The 19,319-nt window shown below is 39.5% G+C and carries 5 protein-coding genes; 4 read left to right on the top strand and 1 reads right to left on the bottom strand.

The annotated features are described in order from the left end of the window. Window positions 1-165: 165 nt before the first annotated feature. Window positions 166-2,883 carry a TonB-dependent siderophore receptor gene (locus ACM0OS_RS05135; protein WP_414542088.1) on the bottom strand — a complete coding sequence of 906 codons (2,718 nt, stop codon included), beginning with the start codon at window positions 2,881-2,883 and terminating at the stop codon, window positions 166-168. 617 nt (window positions 2,884-3,500) lie between these two features. Between ACM0OS_RS05135 and ACM0OS_RS05130 the strand changes: the two genes are divergently transcribed. From ACM0OS_RS05130 to ACM0OS_RS05115, 4 genes are all read left to right on the top strand, one after another. After that, window positions 3,501-8,825: an amino acid adenylation domain-containing protein gene (locus ACM0OS_RS05130; protein WP_414542087.1), complete on the top strand. Its 5,325-nt coding sequence runs from the start codon at window positions 3,501-3,503 to the stop codon at window positions 8,823-8,825. A gap of 15 nt (window positions 8,826-8,840) precedes the next feature. After that, window positions 8,841-13,412 carry an SDR family NAD(P)-dependent oxidoreductase gene (locus ACM0OS_RS05125; protein WP_414542086.1) on the top strand — a complete coding sequence of 1,524 codons (4,572 nt, stop codon included), beginning with the start codon at window positions 8,841-8,843 and terminating at the stop codon, window positions 13,410-13,412. A gap of 86 nt (window positions 13,413-13,498) precedes the next feature. Next, window positions 13,499-14,587, top strand: a complete 1,089-nt coding sequence (locus ACM0OS_RS05120; RefSeq protein WP_414542085.1) for an LLM class flavin-dependent oxidoreductase — start codon at window positions 13,499-13,501, stop codon at window positions 14,585-14,587. A gap of 6 nt (window positions 14,588-14,593) precedes the next feature. Continuing rightward, window positions 14,594-19,312, top strand: coding sequence for an amino acid adenylation domain-containing protein (locus tag ACM0OS_RS05115; protein ID WP_414542084.1), 4,719 nt, complete (start codon window positions 14,594-14,596; stop codon window positions 19,310-19,312). Window positions 19,313-19,319 lie beyond the last annotated feature (7 nt).

Genomic DNA, 19,319 nt, shown 5'->3' with positions numbered 1-19,319 from the left:
TCTATTGTGGTCAAAGCTTAAATACAACTCATCGTATAATTGTCAATAGTGTGCTGGAAATAACTGTATTTCTATTAGCGTTAAAATTTATGGCAATGACGGTAAGAGGAAGCCTCTACGTGTCTATAAGTTTAACGACAAACGTAGTGGCTCCTATAGTATTAACTACAATTCAAACGAAATTGTCCCAATAACTTTGAATGGCGCACCGGGAATAACTGTATTTCTGCCAAATTCAAATGTATCGAAATACCTGACACCAAACAGGTTTTCAATATTAATAGCAGCTCTCCAATTATTTCGTCTGTAATAAATTGCCGCATCAGTTCGCAAATAACTAGGTAATACGAAAGTATCGTCAAAATCGTTGCTAGGAATATCACCACCTACTCTATCGGAGAGGTAGTATAACCCCAAACCAAAACCTAAACCTTGCAAATTACCTTGGCGAAATTGATAAGTCGTCCAAAGACTGGCTTTGTGTTCGGGTACTCTTGGTATTCTAGAACCAACCCTCAAATCATTACTTTGAGTGACTTTGGCATCCGTATAACCGTAAGCAGCAACGATATTCCATCCAGGCAAAATTTCGCCAGATATATCTAGTTCAATTCCTCGACTTCTTTGTTCTCCAACAGGAATACTAAAACCATCAGGATCATTGGGATCGGGTGTAGCAACATTTGTTTTAGTAATTTCATAAGCCGCTAAAGTAGCTGACAGCCTCTCATTAAAATCAGCTTTGACACCCACTTCATATTGATTACCACGTTCAGGCGGCAAAAATGTCCCGTCAACACGTTGAGCAAAATTTGGTGCAAAGGAACGACTATAACTTGCATATAGCGAAATCGGTTGAATTGGCTGATATACAACACCAATTCTGGGTGTGAATGCTTCATCATACTGAAGGGTACGAGTATCTGTGAGTCGATCAAACTGATCTTGATCAACAATGTCAAAACGACCTCCTAACAGTAACTTAAAATTGTCTGAAAATGCTATTTGGTCTTGCAAATAAACGCCTAATGTCTCTACTGTAAACTTCCCATCTCGAACTACATTTGTGAATTCGGAAACAGCAGGACGGGGAATAGCATTGTAAACTGGGTTAAAGATGTTTATCGATGGAGTCAACCCTGCCGGTAGCCTTCTTTGGGAACCATCAAACTTTTGTCTAACAAGATCAAGTCCAAATAAGAGTGTATGTTCAATTGAACCTGTATTAAACTTACTAACAATATCTGTTAGTAGAGAGTATGTTTCACGGTAATCATCGTTGGAACGGAAGTTGCGTGGTAGTTCACCCGTTTCTTCGTCTACCTCAAAAACCTGGGCGCGGTAATCAAAGGCATCTTGTGAAGTGTAGCGAAACGCATTGCGGAGCGTTAATTTGTCGCTAAAACGATGCTCTAGGCGATAGCCTGTATTCGTCTCCTCTACTCTACGTTCATCTCCTGGTTCACCCAAGAATCTACTAGTAGGAATATTAGCAATACCTCTGCCAATAGCAACTATCCCAGTGTCAAATGTGCGCTTGTCATTAAGATAGCTGACATCAAACAAAAGGTTAGTTTGCTCACTTAGTTTCAAATCAAATACTGGTCCGAAAAAGAATCGCTCACTATTGACAAAATCTCGGAAACTTCCAGAATTTGTATAAGCAGCATTCAATCGATACAGCAATGTTTTATCTGGGTTGAGAGGGCCTGACAAATCAATAGCAGAACGATAGTAACTAAAGTTACCTACAGAAAATTCACCAGAATAATAAGGAATATTCAGAGGTTTTTTCGTGACTAAATTAATGATTCCTCCTGGTTCAGCATTTCCATATAACACAGAAGCTGGGCCTTTGAGGACTTCTATCTGCTCAAGATTGGCGAGTTCTCGCAATGAGTCAGGTGTTTCTTTTAAACCATCACGAAAAGTTGAACCAGAACCAGATTCAAAACCCCGAATATTAAAATTGTCAACTGACCCTGCAAAACCAACGCCCTCTACAATACCGCTTACGTTACGAATTGCGTCTGTCAGGCGAATAACTTGTTGGTCTTTTAAAACTTGTCTAGGGATTACCTGAATCGATTGGGGAATATCACGAATTGGGGTATCGGTTCTAGTAGCCCCTGATGCTTGTGGTACACGATATGTATCTTGTTCACCCGTCACCACCAATTCAATTGGTTCTTCATTTTCAGGTGTCTCGGCTGTGGGTTGTTCGGAAGGGGTTTCGCTGGTTGGTGGTGTTGGTTGGGTTTGGGGAGTCTCACTGGTTGGTTGTTCTGCTGGCGCAATCTGGCTAGTAGTGGATGTAGTTGGTGTCACCCCAAAAATTAAGCCTTCATCACCATCAAACAACTCGACTGTTGGCGCACCAGTTTCACCAATGACTGTCACCCGAATTGTATTGGTATCCAGGTTGGTTACAGTAATTGCTGTAATTCCCGCGAATGGTCTTTCTTGATTAAATGCATCACCACTAGATAGACGCAATTGAGCATTGGGAATATCTACAGTAAAATTATTACCCTCACTCTTATTTAAAGGTTGTAATTTTTCTCCTTGAGTCGTTTGTAAAATTATCTCCAGTTGTTGATCGACTGAATTTAGTTGGACTCCGGTCACTTGCACAACTTCTGGTGCTTGAACTAGTCTTGCAGAACTTGTGTGTGGAGACTCAACTTGACTTAGCCGCAATATCTTGTTTAAAGGCTCATGTAACTGATTTGACGTCTCTATAGAACTATTTTTTGTATCAGTTGATGTTCGTTCTGGTTGCTTTTGAGAAACTTTCACCTCTTCACTCCAAGCAGGAGTTGCTAACACCAAGGCAACTGAGCCTGTTAGTAACAGGCTTTTTAATAACATTTGTGGTTTCATGAATTTCCTCACACCTAACCAAGAGAATGAAAATAAACTGTTGGCGATTTTTACCTAGATACTTATTGCAATCTATTATTAGTAGATTGATTAAGCCAGAGTATTAGTTTATCAAAAATTAGTTCTATAAGATACATAGTTTTTGCCGAATATTGTCAATAAATGTAGATACTTTTAGTCTTCTCTGACATTAAAAGTATGTTTATATACAAATATGCCTTGAATAAATCTCACTGAAACTCAACCCTAAAATTCTTACTGTAATCATTTCAGGGCTGATATAACTCGTATGCTGCCTGTTTAAGCGTGTTTTTACAATAACATCTACCACAAGAAGTACTTTTGTCAACAAACCTGAGTGAGAAACCAAGACTCTAGGATGAAGTTTTGCTAAGTATAAAAATAAATAGGAATAACTAGCATTAATGTGATATGAATATATTGAGAATAAGTTGTAAGAAGAAATTTTTAACTACATGACCTGAGGAAATAGCTGAAATCGGGCGAAACCAAGACTTTGCGTGAATTTGATTTGGCAAAGAAGTCTACAAATCGCTAGTACAGCCTCGGATACATAACGGATGACAGTTACACTCCAGAAATAGGTATAGACGTTAATGCCTGAAAATAAGAATGCTCAGAACAGTAATGCCGGGAAAGGCATTTGCGAATTTTCTACTGTTGTTGAACTTTTGCGTTATAGAAGTAGCCTCCAGTCCGAACAACTGAGTTATACATTCTTAGGGGATGGGGAAACCCCAAGCGATCGCCTGACCTATCAAGAGTTAGATAGATGTAGTCGAGCGATCGCCTCGCAACTGCAAAGCTTAGGATTAAGTGGTGAACGGGCCCTGCTGCTTTATCCACCAGGAATCGATTACTTACCAGCCTTTTTTGGGTGCCTGTATGCCAACGTAGTGGCTGTTCCCGCTTATCCACCCCGCAATCACCGTAATACCCCCAGAATTTTAGCGATTTTAGAAGATGCTCAAGCAGCGGTCATTCTGACGACAACTACTATTTTGTCCCAGATGCAATCTCTGTTTGCCGATAAATTTGATATAGATAATATTCACTGGCTAGCCACCGATAATCTCACCCCTGACATAGAAGCAGACTGGCAAGAGCCTGTGATCAATACAGAAACTTTAGCCTTTTTGCAGTACACATCTGGCTCTACCGGCACACCTAAAGGTGTCATGCTCAGTCATGGCAACCTGCTACATAATGCCCTTGTGACTCGCCAATATATGGAACATTCTGCCAGTAGTAAGTTTGTCACCTGGCTACCTGTTTATCATGACATGGGTCTGATTGGCGGTGTACTGCAACCTCTATATGGCGGCTTCCCTTGTATTATGATGCCGCCAGCGGCTTTCCTCCAGCGTCCTTACCGTTGGTTAGAGGCCATTTCTCGTTACGGCGGGACTACTAGTGGCGCTCCCAACTTCGCCTACGAACTTTGTATTGAAAAAATTACCCCCGAACAACGCTCAACCTTAGATTTAAGCAGTTGGAGTGTTGCTTTTAACGGTGCTGAACCCATTCGTCAAGAAACTCTAGAGAAGTTTGCCGCCACCTTTGCTGAGTGTGGGTTTCGTCCAGAAGCTTTTTATCCTTGTTATGGCATGGCAGAGGCCACTTTGATGGTATCTGGTAGCATCAAGTCTGCGCTGCCAAGAAGTATATCTCTGCAAAAGACCGCTTTAGAGCGCAACCATGCAATAAATGCAGTTGCCAACAATGAGAATCCAATAGCATTAGTAGGTTGTGGTCAAGTTGTACCGCAACAACAGATTGTAATTGCCAACCCAGACACCTTAAACCGTTGTGACACCAACGAAGTGGGAGAAATCTGGGTATCTGGCCCTAGTATTGGTCATGGTTACTGGAACCGTCCACAAGAAACAGCCCAAACCTTTGGTGCTTACCTGCAAGACACAGGCGAAGGGCCATTTTTGCGGACTGGAGACTTAGGCTTTCTGCACAATGGCGAACTTTTCATTACAGGTAGAGCCAAAGATTTAATCATCATCAGGGGACGCAATCTTTACCCACAAGATATTGAACTAACCGCAGAATCTAGCCATAAAACATTACGTTCAGGAAGTGTAGCCGCCTTTGCTGTAGAGGTGGAAAAAGAAGAACGACTAGTAGTTGTACAAGAATTAGAATTTCGTGCCAAACCGAATATAGATGAAGTGACGGCTGCTATTCGGCAAGCGATCGCTCAAGAACATGAAATACAAGTTTATGCCGTAGTTTTGCTCAAAGGTGGTACGATTCCCAAGACTTCCAGTGGTAAAATTCAACGTCGGGCTACCAAAGCAGGATTTTTAGCAGGGACATTAGAGGTTGTTGGTAGCAGTATTTTGGAAATTACCCAGACAACCACAGCCAAAAATTGTCTGACACGCCCAGCATTACTAGCAGTAGCAGTAGAACAACGACAGCAATTATTAAATACCTATTTACAAGAGCTAGTAGCACAGGTAATCAGAGTCAAACCTTCTCAGGTAGACCGAAAACAACCTTTGAGTAGTTTAGGTCTAGACTCCCTCAAAGTTTTCGAGTTAAAGAACCGAATCGAGATTGATTTTGGTGTATCTATATCTGTAGCAGACTTCTTTGATGGTGCTGGTATTGCTGAGTTAACCACCCAAATACTAGACCAAGTTAATAACAATCTGACTAGTACATACCTACCTATATCTAAAGTAGAGACAGACACTAACCAACATCCATTGACCTTTACACAACAGCAGTTGTGGTTTATCAATCAACTCCAACCTGGGATGGCTACATATCACATTCCTGTAGCTATTCATCTCACAGGAAGGCTGGATGTGTCTACATTGATTCGTAGCCTCAACGAAATTATTCAAAGACACGACATCTTACGCACCAGTTTTGAGGTAGTTAATGGTGGACTCATCCAAAAAGTTGCAGATACAGTCACATTAACCTTGCCAGAAGTGGATTTGCGCCATTTGGCTGATGAACAGCAGCCGACGGAAGTCCAAAAATTATCCTTACAAGAGGTTCAATCATCTTTTGATTTAGGACAAGCACCGTTATTACGAGCAAAACTGCTGCACTTACAAGCAGAACAGTCAATATTAATTTTGACTCTACATCACTTGGTTGGTGATGGTTGGTCAATCAAAGTTTTAATTCAAGAATTAACGACAATTTATCAAGCTTTTGCTGATGGCAAGCCTGCACCATTACCTCAACTTCCTGTACAGTACAGCGATTTTGTGCATTGGCAACGTAACTCATTGCCAGATGAAGTTATAGAAAAGCATTTAGCTTATTGGCGGCAACAATTAGGCGGCAATCTCCCCATACTACAACTACCAACCGACCGTCCTAGACCGCCAATCCAGACTTTTAGAGGAGCGCAGCAGAAGTTTGTCTTATCCAAAGCTTTAACTGAGGCTATCAAACAGTTAAGCCAGCAGGAAGAAACTACTTTATTTATGACCTTGTTAGCAGTGTTTCAGACTTTGTTATACCGCTACACAGGTCAAAAAGACATTCTAGTTGGTTCACCAATAGCTAATCGTAATCGTGCTGAACTAGAACAGTTAATCGGTTGTTTTGTCAATACTTTAGTGTTACGTACCAATCTAGAGGGAAATCCCACCTTTACCGAATTGTTGGGACGAGTGCGAAAGGTAGCAATTGAGGCTTATACTCACCAAGATTTACCTTTTGAGAAGCTAGTAGAAGCATTACAGCCAAATCGAGACTTAAGCTATAACCCTTTGTTCCAGGTGATGTTTGTGCTTCAGAATCCTGCATCAAATAGTATTTGGAAAACTGAGGAAATAGCAACAGGAACAGCCAAGTTTGATGTCCTGCTCTCAATGATGGATACAAAAGAGGGATTGACAGGAACACTAGAATATAACACCGATTTATTTAATGTAGAGACTATAACCAGGATGGTAGGGCATTTCCAAACCATGCTAGAGAGTATAGTTGGTGATCCCTATCAGGGTATTTCTGAGTTACCAATATTGACACCTGCTGAACGTCAGATGCTATTGGTAGATTGGAACAACACTCAGATTGATTATCCCCAAGAAGCTTGTATACATCACTTATTTGAGGCGCAGGTAGAAAAAACACCGGATGCGATCGCCTTAATCTTCGCTAACCAAGAACTTACCTATGGTGAATTAAACATACGAGCCAATCAACTAGCTCACCACCTACAAAATCTCGGTGTGAAACCAGAAACTTTGGTTGGGATCTGCATGGAACGCTCTATGGAAATGGTAGTGGGAATCTTAGCTATCCTCAAAGCAGGTGGCGCATATTTGCCGCTAGATCCTAGCTATCCTCAAGAGCGTCTGGCGTTCATGTTAGAAGATGCTCAACTACCATTGTTGCTAGTACAACCGCATCTAGTTGATGAACTACCACCACACGCAGCCCAAACAATAACTATAGATGCCAATGCAGCAGTATTCGCTAACAACTACAGCCAAACTAACCCAGAGAGTAGTGTAGAGCTAGAAAACGCAGCTTATGTAATTTATACTTCTGGTTCGACAGGAAAACCTAAAGGAGCAATTAACACTCATCAGGGTTTATGTAACCGCTTACTGTGGATGCAAGATACTTATCAATTAACATCAAGCAATCGCGTTTTACAAAAAACACCCTTTAGTTTTGATGTCTCTGTCTGGGAATTTTTCTGGCCTCTATTTACTGGTGCAACTTTAGTCATAGCTAAACCAGGTGGCCATCAAGATGCAAGTTATTTAGTCCAACTCATCGCCCAACAGCAAATTACGACATTGCACTTTGTACCCTCAATGCTGCAAGTGTTTTTAGAGGAACCAGGATTAGAGAAGTGTGATAGTATCAAACGAGTAATTTGTAGTGGTGAAGCACTACCCTTAGAACTCCAAGAACGCTTCTTTGAGCGGTTGAACTCAGAATTACACAATCTTTACGGCCCAACAGAAGCTGCTATTGATGTGACAGCGTGGTGCTGCCAAGCAAACAACAATGAAAAAATTGTTCCTATAGGTCGCCCCATTGCCAACACACAGATATATATATTAGATCAACAATTCCAACCTGTGCCAATTGGGATTCCGGGTGAATTGTATATAGGTGGTTTAGGTTTGGCGCGGGGGTATTGGAATAGACCTGAATTAACTAACGAAAAGTTTATTTCTAATCCCTTTGCACCAGAGGAACGTCTTTACAAAACAGGAGATTTAGTGCGTTATCGTGCTGATGGAGCCATTGAATTTTTGGGAAGAATTGATCATCAAGTTAAACTGCGGGGTTTTCGGATTGAATTAGGAGAAATTGAGACGGTTATAGCACAACATTCTCATGTACGCGAAACAGTAGTTATTGCTCATGAAAATCGCCTGATCGCTTATGTAGCTACTAACCAAAAAACCAATTTATTTATTAATGAAATCAGGCATTTGCTCAAAGAAAAACTGCCTGAATATATGATACCTTCTGCCTTTGTAGTGTTAGAAGAATTACCTCTGACCCCCAATGGCAAAGTAGATCGTCGTGCTTTACCTGCACCAGATAAATTACGTCCAGAATTAGCCAATAATTATCAATCTCCCCAATCTGAGGTAGAAAAATCAATAGCTAAGGTTTGGAAACAGGTACTAAACCTAGAAAAAGTGGGTATTTATGATAATTTCTTTGACCTGGGTGGACATTCTTTATTGGTTGTCCAGGTAAACAACAAATTACGAGAAATTTTGCATCGAGATTTATCAGTTGTAGAAATTTTTCAGAATCCAACTATTAAGTCACTGGCGGAACATTTAAGCCAAAAATCATTAACACCCACAACTTTAGGGAAAATGCGCGAAAGAGTAGATCAACAAAGAGAAGCTCTCAATCAACGCAATTTAGTATTAATGAAACAACGGAATAATATTAAGTAATTTAAAAGGTGAGTTATGGAAAGCATTGCCATTATCGGCTTATCTGGGCGGTTTCCTGGCGCAAAAAATATTGCAGAATTTTGGCAAAATTTATGTAATGGAGTTGAGGCAATTTCTCAATTCAATGAAAAACAGTTAATTTCTGCCGGAGTAGAGTCATCATTATTCAATAATCCTAACTATATAAAAGCTGGTGCTGTATTAGAAGATATTGATTTATTTGATGCTGGTTTCTTTGGCTTAAATCCTAAAGAAGCAGAAATGACTGATCCGCAACATCGGTTATTTTTAGAATGTGCTTGGGAAGCTTTGGAAAATGCGGGTTATGACGTTCAAAGATGCGAAAGTCGGATTGGGGTTTATGCAGGTGCTAGTTTTAATAATTATTTGCCCTTTAAGTTAAATGTTGACCAAATTGGTTCAGCAAATAGTTTCCAAAAACTAATTGGAAATGATAAGGATTTTCTATCTACTCGCGTTTCCTATAAATTAAATTTGACTGGGCCGAGTCTGACAATACAAACGGCTTGTTCTACTTCCTTAGTCGCCACAACTTTAGCTTGTCAAAGCTTGCTCAATTATCAATGTGATATGGCTGTGGCTGGTGGGGCTTCGATTCGCGTACCCCAAAAAACAGGGTATTTACATCAAGAAGGAGGGATTTTATCACCCGACGGTCATTGTCGCGCCTTTGATGCCAAAGCAAAAGGGACAATTATTGGTAATGGCGTAGGAGTGGTGCTATTAAAGAGGTTATCGGATGCGATCGCCGACAGGGATCATATCTATGCTGTGATTAAAGGTAGTGCCATCAATAACGATGGTTCTGGTAAAGTGGGCTATACAGCACCCAGTGTCAACGGACAAGCAGAAGCGATCGCCGAAGCAATAGCCTTAGCTGACGTTGCACCTGAGACAATCACCTATATCGAAACTCACGGTACAGGAACAGCGTTAGGCGATCCCATTGAAATCTCTGCATTAACAAATGTTTTTCGGGCTGAAACTGAGAAAACAGGTTTTTGTGCAATTGGTTCTGTCAAAACCAATATTGGGCATTTAGACGCGGCGGCTGGGGTTACAGGTTTAATCAAAACCGCTTTGGCTTTGCAACATAAACTAATTCCTCCCAGCTTAAATTTTGAAGAACCTAATCCAGAAATTGACTTTGCCAATAGTCCTTTCTACGTCAATACTAAATTGACTGAGTGGAATACAACTTCCACCCCACGTCGTGCAGGAATTAGTTCTTTAGGTATTGGCGGAACTAATGCTCATGTAATTTTAGAAGAAGCACCATCTTTAAGAGAGCAGAGGAGCAAAAGCGCAGAGGCGCAGGGGAAAAATTATCAGTTGTTGCTACTTTCCGCTAAGACTGATTCAGCTTTAGAAACAGCTACTCAAAATCTGGCTCAACATCTCAAACAACATCCTGAGTTAAATTTGGCAGATGTCGCTTACACACTACAAGTAGGGCGTGGAGTTTTCAATTATCGCCGCATGGTAATTTGTCAAAATACTCAAGAAGCCATAAATATCCTCGAAAATCCAGACAATCAACAACTATTAACTCACTTTGAAGAACCCACTCAACGCTCCATAACCTTCATGTTTCCCGGACAGGGCGCTCAATATGTAGAAATGGGTAAAGAACTTTACCAAACTGAGCCGATATTCCGGGAACAGGTGGATAGTTGTTGTATGCTACTCAAACCCTATTTAGGTCTAGATTTACGTGCAGTTATTTATCCACAAGAGTCAGAAAAACCAGCAGCATCAGAACAACTAAAACAGACTTCACTCGCACAACCAGCATTGTTTGTAATTGAGTATGCTTTAGCTCAACTGTGGATGTCTTGGGGTATCTCACCACAGGCAATGATTGGCCACAGTATAGGAGAATATGTAGCGGCTTGTGTAGCTGGTGTCATGTCTTTAGAAGATGCCTTAGCTTTAGTTGCTGTGCGGGGAAAACTAATGCAGCAAATGTCTACTGGTGCAATGCTTTCTGCTTCTGCATCAGCCACAACAATTAAAGCTTTATTGCCTGAAAATATAGCTTTAGCTGCTAGTAATGCACCTTCTTTATGTGTAGTTTCTGGAAGCTATGATGCTATAGATGCTCTTCAACAAAAGTTAACTGCATTAGGTATAGAATATCGCCGTTTACATACGTCCCATGCTTTTCATTCCTCAATGATGGCACCGATGTTAGAACCATTCATGGCGGAAGTGAAAAAAGTCAAACTTCATCCTCCCCAAATTCCTTTTATTTCTAATTTAACGGGTACTTGGATTACAGCCCAACAGGCAACATCGCCAGATTATTGGGCGCAGCATTTGCGGCAAACAGTACAATTTTCCTCTGGTTTATCAGTTTTGTTGCAAGAAACTGAATGCATTCTGTTAGAAGTAGGGCCGGGAAGGACTTTATGTACTTTCGTCAAACAACATAGCCAAGAAGCCGCCGGACAGGTGATTTTACCTACATTACGACATCCCCAGGAAGAAAAATCAGATGTTAATTTTTTGCTCAACGTTTTAGGGAGGTTATGGTTAGCAGGAATTGAAATAACTTGGTCTAATTTTTATAATCATAAACAACATTATCGTGTACCTTTACCGACTTACCCATTTGAACGGCAGCGTTATTGGATTGAACCAGAAGTACAAACTCAAGTATCCGGTAAAGATGAAAGTAAACAGGGTAAAAAGCCTAACATTACTGATTGGTTTTATATTCCTTCTTGGAAACGAGTTCCTCTTGTTAAAACCAAGGAAATCACCTCTGACTATTCTCTAATTTTTGTAGATGAATATGGTTTAGGTTCACAAATTGTGCAACAATTACAACAACTTAAACAGGATGTCACCATTGTTAAAAAAGGAGAAAAATTTAATCAACTTAATAGCAATACCTACACCATTAACCCGGCTGAAGCAGATGATTATCATAACTTGCTGCGACAGTTACGAGAACAGGGAAAAACACCCAAAACAATCACCCATTTGTGGAGTTTTACCCAATCACAAACTTTATCTTGGGAAACTACTCAAAATTTAGGTTTTTACAGTCTTGTTTACCTAGCACAAGCCATCGGAAACCAACAAATAAGTGATCCAATTCAACTTTTTGTGATTGCGAATCATCTGCATGACATCACAGGTAATGAAGAATTATCCCCGGAAAAAACAACCATCTTGGGAGCTTGTAAAGTAATTCCTCAAGAATATCAGAATATAAATTGCCGTCTGGTTGATATCTTGCTACCATCATTAGCAAGCGAAAATTTTCTAGAGCAATTACTCACAGAATTAACTACAGAATCAGCAGACTCAATAATTGCCTACCGTAATGATTACCGTTGGGTACAAACATTTGAGCCTGTTGCATTAGAACCAGCAATTGCAGACAAAACCCGGTTGCGCCAAAAAGGGGTATATTTAATCACGGGCGGTATGGGAGGTATCGGTTTAGCTTTAGCTGAGTATTTAGCCAAAACCTTTCAAGCTAAATTGGTGCTATTAGGGCGTTCTCTACCATCTGCAAATGAAAAAATCAAGCAACTAGAGGCATTAGGCTCTGAAGTACTACTACTGACGGCTGATGTAACCAGTGAGCAACAAATGCAGAGTGCGATCGCACAATCTCTAGACCGTTTTGGTATAATTCACGGTGTCATTCACACTGCTGGTGTTCCTGGTGCTGGAATGATTCAACTCAAAACACCAGAAATTGCCGAAAATGTTTTTGCGCCAAAAGTTCAAGGAACACTAACTCTCAATCATGTTCTCAAAAACATCAATTTAGACTTTTTAGTTCTTTGTTCATCCTTAAGTTCAATTCAAGGAGGATTTGGACAGGTAGATTATTGTGCCGCCAATACATTTTTAGATACCTTTGCTCATTGGAACACAACAACAAATAACAGATTTACAGTTGCAATTAACTGGGATTCTTGGCAACAAGTGGGGATGGCAGTTAATACTACTGTTCCTGATGAAATTAAAAACTGGCGCGAAGCAACGTTAAAAAATGCTATTCTGCCAGCAGAAGGAATTAATGTCTTTAGCCGCATTTTAGCCAATTCTCTACCTCAAGTAATAGTTTCTACCCAAGATTTACAAACAGGTATTGAGCAACTTAATCAGTTAGTTTTATCTTTATCTCTTGCTCAAAAATCTGTAAATTCTTGTCAAGTATCTGCCAGCAGACATTCACGCACTCTGCAAGAAAATACTTATATAGCTCCTCGTAAAGAAATTGAACAAACTATTGCCAATATTTGGGAAGAACTCATCGGAATTGAAAAAGTAGGGATTCACGATAACTTCTTTGAATTAGGTGGACATTCTTTATTAGCCGTCCAAACTATTTCCCGCATCCGAGAAGCTTTTCGAGTCGAATTACCACTACGTACCCTGCTTTTTGATGCGCCTACAGTTAGTGAACTAGCGAATGTGATTGTCGAAAAACAACCACAATCAGAAGAACTTGACGAAATCGCCAAACTATTAGCAGAAGTAGAAAATCTTTCCTTTGAAGAACTACAAAAACAACTAAACCAACAATCACCAGTTAGTTGAATCAATTCTTTTGCGAAATTTTTCATGTACTTAACCCACACATTTAGTTCTTTCTTTGCGTCTTTGAGTGAAACTTTCATAAAAATATGGAATTTAGCATCTTATACTTTTCTGGTGATGGCTCAACAATTGAATCAGATAAATATAACCTGTTACTAGAAACAGCTAAGTTTGCCGATAAAAACGGGTTTACAGCAGTATGGACTCCCGAACGCCATTTTCATGCTTTTGGAGGTTTGTATCCCAATCCGTCTGTGATTAGTGCTGCCTTAGCAATGGTAACTGAGAAAATTCAACTTAGATCTGGTAGTATTGTGATGCCATTACAGCATCCTGTAAGAGTTGCCGAAGAATGGGCAGTAGTTGATAATTTATCTCACGGTAGAGTTGGTCTTTCCTTTGCACCGGGTTGGCACGCAGATGATTTTTTATTACGTCCAGAAAATTACGCTGAACGTAAAGAAGTTATGTGGCGTGACATTGAAATTATGCAGAAACTTTGGCAGGGTGAAGCAATTGAGTTTGTTAATGGTTCAGGTAATAAAGTTGAGATAAAAACATTTCCTCGATCGATACAATCTCAAGTACCTATTTGGATTACTTGCCAAGCCGATAATACATTTATTGGTGCCGGCAAAATAGGAGCTAATGTTTTAACTTCTTTGTTATATGCCACCATTGATGATTTAGCGCAACAAATATCTCTTTATCGTCGTACTTTAATTCAACACGGACATGATCCAAAAAGTTGCAAAGTCTCCCTCATGATGCATACTTATATAGGAGATAATGAACAATTAGTTAAGCAACAAGTAAAGCAGCCTTTTTGTAATTATCTCAAAACACATTTTGGCTTAGTTGAAAACTTAGCTAAACGCATCAACTTTCAATTCAATCCCGAAAGTTTCACAGAAGAAGACCGACAACAGCTTTTAGAATTTGCTTTTGAGCGATACTTTCAACAGGGTAGAGTTTTAATTGGTACACCAGAAACTTGCCGCGAAACAATCGCACATTTGAAAGAAATTGGTGTAGATGATATAGCTTGTCTGGTTGATTTTGGATTAGATTTCAATACAGTGATGACAAGCTTGAATAAATTAGCAGATTTTAAGCAAGACTATCAACTAAGAAAAGATACAAGCAGATATTCCAGTCTAAGTTTATTTGGGTGATTAGTTGTGAAAAATATAAATGACAGAATTGCCGCCTTATCTCCCGAACAACGTGCATTGTTTCAATTGCGGCTTCAACAGAAAAATTTACAAGTTAAAATATCAACATCAATTTCTAAAAGAACAGTATCAGATATTTTATCTTTATCATTAAGTCAAGAAAGGTTGTGGCTACTTCATCAGCTACAGCCAGATACACCTTTATATAATGAATCTAGTTTATTGCGGCTTACAGGTGTTCTCAACACTATAGCTTTAAAAAAAAGTATTAATGAAATTATTAAAAGGCATGAGATTCTCCGTACTAGTTTTCAGATTGTAGATGAGCAAACTTTACAAGTAATCGCTCCCCATCTAACATTTACCCTAACAATTATAGAATTACCAACATACTCAGAAGCAAAAGTAAACCAGATTGTCACAGAACAAGCTCGTCAAACTTTTGATTTAAGCCAAGCACCACTATTTAGAGGTACACTAATTCGTCTGAGTGAGCAAGAACATATTCTGCTACTCACTAAGCATCACATCATTTCTGATGGTTGGTCATGGCAAATCTTTCATCGAGAGTTAGCAGCACTATACCAAGGCTTCTGTCAGAATAGTTCAGCCACCTTGCCAGAATTACCCATTCAGTATGCAGACTTTGCACTCTGGCAAAGACAATATTTAAATGAAAAATCGCATCAGTTGACATACTGGAAACAACAACTAAAAGATGCGCCGCCAATTCTCAGCCTACCAACAGATTATCCCCGCCCTGCACAACAAAGTTTCCAAGGTGGGCGTGCAACTATTGTGATTGAGCAAGCCATCGCAGATGCACTTAAATCTTTCAGCCAACAAGAAGGCGTTACCATGTTCATGGTATTGCTTGCAGCGTTTAAAACCTTGCTTTACCGTTACACAGGACAAACAGACTTATTAGTTGGGACTCCCATTGCCAACCGTACTCACAGCGAAATTGAAAATTTACTTGGATGCTTCGTTAACACGTTAGTTCTGAGAACTGACGTATCTGGGGAACCAAGTTTTCGAGAGTTGGTAAAACGAGTCCGTGACACAGCCTTAACTGCTTACACTCATCAAAACTTTCCCTTTGAACAACTAGTCAAAGAACTGCAACCGGAACGGGCATTAAGCCATACTCCCCTGTTTCAAGTGATGTTCGTCTTCCAAGATGCGCCAATGTTAGCCCTACAACTGCCGAATTTAACCTTGGCTCCTTTATTGGTAGACAACGGGACTGCTAAGTTTGATTTGACTTTGTATGTGGAAGATACCAAGCAAGGATTAATCGGCTTTTTGGAATACAACAGTGACTTGTTTCATGCTGACACCATTAACAGGATGATGGGGCATTTTAAAACTATTTTAGAGGGGATAGTTGCAGATTGCGATCGCTCTATTTCTCGATTGCCACTATTAACATCCACTGAGCAACATCAGTTATTAGTAGAATTTAATCAAAATACTATAGAAATCCCTCATGGTCAGCTTGAAATATGCCTACATCAATTATTTGAAGAACAAGTAGAAAAGACACCAGACGCTATTGCAGTAGTTTTTGCAGATAAAAAGCTGACTTATCGAGAATTAAATAATCGTGCCAATCAATTAGCACATTACTTACAATTCTTAGGAGTTAAAACAGAGGAGCGTGTTTGTATTTGTTTAGAACGCTCCTTAGAAATGGTAATAGGGTTATTGGCAATATTAAAAGCTGGTGGTGCTTATATTCCTATAGATCCTAATTATCCTCTAGAGCGTTTAGCTTTCCTTTTAGAAGATTCTCAAGCATCACTATTATTAACACAGCAAAATATATTAACCAAACTGCCTAAATCTCAAGGTCAAGTTATCTGTTTAGATAATGATTGGGAAAACATAGCACAACATAGCACAGATAACCCAAATACAAAAATCACACCTGACAATTTGGCTTACATCATTTACACCTCTGGTTCTACAGGTAAACCAAAAGGAGCAATGAACACGCACCGAGGGATTTGTAATCGTCTCCTCTGGATGCAACAAGCCTATCAGCTAACAGCAAGTGAGGCTGTACTCCAGAAAACTCCTTTTAGTTTTGATGTTTCAGTCTGGGAATTTTTCTGGCCTCTTATCATAGGCGCTCGTCTGGTAATTGCAAAACCCGAAGGACATAAAGATAGTAAATATTTAGTAGACTTAATTGCTGAAGAAAATATTACAACTGTGCATTTTGTCCCTGCAATGCTTCAGGTATTCTTAGAAGCACCAGGAGTAGAAAAATTAAAATCTATTAAACGGATTATTTGTAGTGGTGAGGCTCTACCTTTCGCACTACAAAAACACTTTTTTAATATTTTCGATGCCGAGCTACATAATCTTTATGGCCCCACAGAAGCAGCAATTGATGTGACATTCTGGAAATGCCAAAAAGCAAGTGATAAATCTATAGTTCCGATTGGTCGCCCCATTGCCAACACCCAAATTTATTTATTAGATTCACATTTGCAACCAGTACCTATTGGCGTTGCTGGAGAATTGCATATTGGTGGAGTTGGAGTAGCTAGAGGTTATTTAAATCGCCTAGATTTAACAAATGAAAAATTTATTTCTCATCCTTTTAGTGAAGAACCACAAAGTCGGCTTTACAAAACCGGAGATTTAGCTCGATATTTACCAGATGGCAACATTGAATATTTAGGAAGAATAGATCATCAAGTCAAAATCCGCGGTTTTCGCATTGAATTAGGAGAAATTGAAACAGTATTGTCTCAACATCCATCTGTGAGAGAAGCTGTTGTGCTTGTACAGGAAAATCAATTTCTTGTAGCTTATACAATCTTTCATCAAAACGCTACAAATTCGATTAACGAACTGCGAAATTATCTACAACGACATTTGCCCGAATACATGATTCCTTCTGCATTTGTGCTGCTAGATAGTTTACCCTTAACACCTAATGGTAAAGTAGACCGTAAAGCGTTACCCGCACCAGAACAAACCCGGACTGAACTAGAACAAAAATTTGTGGCTCCTCGTAACCCAACTGAGGAAATGTTGGCAGGAATTTGGGTAAAAATTCTGGGAATAGAGCAAATAGGTATTCATGACAACTTTTTTGATTTAGGTGGACATTCTTTATTAGCTACTCAAGTAATTTCCCAAGTACGAAAAGCTTTTGGGTTAGAAATACCTCTACGTTACTTATTTGCATCACCGACAATAGCTAAACTTGCCAAAAATATAGAAAAGACTCAACCTGAATTTAATTCAGTTCCTTCTCTAGAACCTGTTGACCGAAATCAAGAATTACCATTGTCTTTTTCTCAACAAAGGCTGTGGTTCCTCCATCAATTAGACCCCGACTCAACAGCTTACAATGGCTCTGACTTGGTGCGACTACAAGGAAAATTAAATGTAGCAGCACTAGAAGAAAGTATTAACGAAATTGTCCAGCGACATGAAGTTTTGCGAACTTGCTTTGCATTTGTTGAGGGGCGACCAATTCAGAAGATTATTCCCGAATTAAGAGTACCGTTATCAATTGTAAATTTACAACATTTACCAGTAAGTGAACGAGAAAAAGAAATACAAAGGCTAGAGGTAGAAAATGCCCAGCAACCATTTGATTTAAAACAAGCACCGTTGATGCGGTTAGTGCTTTTGCGTCTAACTGAAGAAGAACATATCTTATTAGTCACAATGCACCATATTATCTCTGATGCTTGGTCAGGAGGAGTGTTTATCCGGGAGGTTTCAGCACTTTATGAAGCATTTTCAAATAACAAACCTTCTCTGCTACCAGAGTTACCAATTCAATATGCTGATTATGCAGTATGGCAACAGCAATGGTTACAAGGAAAAAGGCTTGATACTCAATTAACCTACTGGAAGCAACAGTTAGAAAATGCGAAGACAATATTAGAATTACCTACAGATAAACCGCGCACTCAACTACAAACTTCTTTAGGAAAAAAATACTCGTTTACCTTATCACCTACACTATCTAATAATCTCAAATCTCTCAGTCAGCAAGAAGGTGTCACTTTATTTATGACTCTGCTGGCAGCTTTCAATACTTTGCTTTATCACTATACAAAGCAAGAAGATATTCTTGTAGGTTCTCCCATCGCTAACCGTAACCGCAGCGAATTAGAAGGATTAATTGGCTTTTTTGTCAACACTCTCGTATTACGTACTAAACTTTCTCATAACCCCAGCTTTAAAGAATTATTGCAACAGGTACGAGAAATAGCTTTGGGAGCTTATGCACATCAAGATTTACCATTTGAGAAGTTAGTAGCAGAACTACAGTTAGAACGTACTTTAAATCATTCGCCGCTATTTCAGGTATGGTTTGTTTTGCAAAATGCTCCTAAATCAAATCTAGAACTAGAAGGGCTAAATCTCAGCATTTTAGAAGGTGACAGTGGCACAGTTCGTCATGATTTGAAACTGCAATTAACAGAAATACCAGAAGGAATAGAAGCTTTCTTTGAGTATAAAATAGATTTATTTCATGCCACTACTATTGTTCGCATGGCAGTTATTTTGGAAACATTACTAACAAAGGTTGTGGAACAGCCAGATATTCGGCTTGACCAATTAGTAACACTATTGCAGGAAACGGAAAAACAACAACAAAACATCCAAAATCAAGAATTACAGCAAGCTCGGATTCAGAAGTTGGGCAAAATCGGACGCAAGGCGATCGCAGGCAAAGTTGACTCATAGTTAGACC

Origin of the sequence: Nostoc sp. CCY0012, from assembly GCF_963920855.1 — a bacterium.
Taxonomy (GTDB): domain Bacteria; phylum Cyanobacteriota; class Cyanobacteriia; order Cyanobacteriales; family Nostocaceae; genus Cyanocohniella.
The sequence above is the reverse complement of the archived record's forward strand: the minus strand, read 5'-3'. Positions and strand labels throughout refer to the sequence as shown.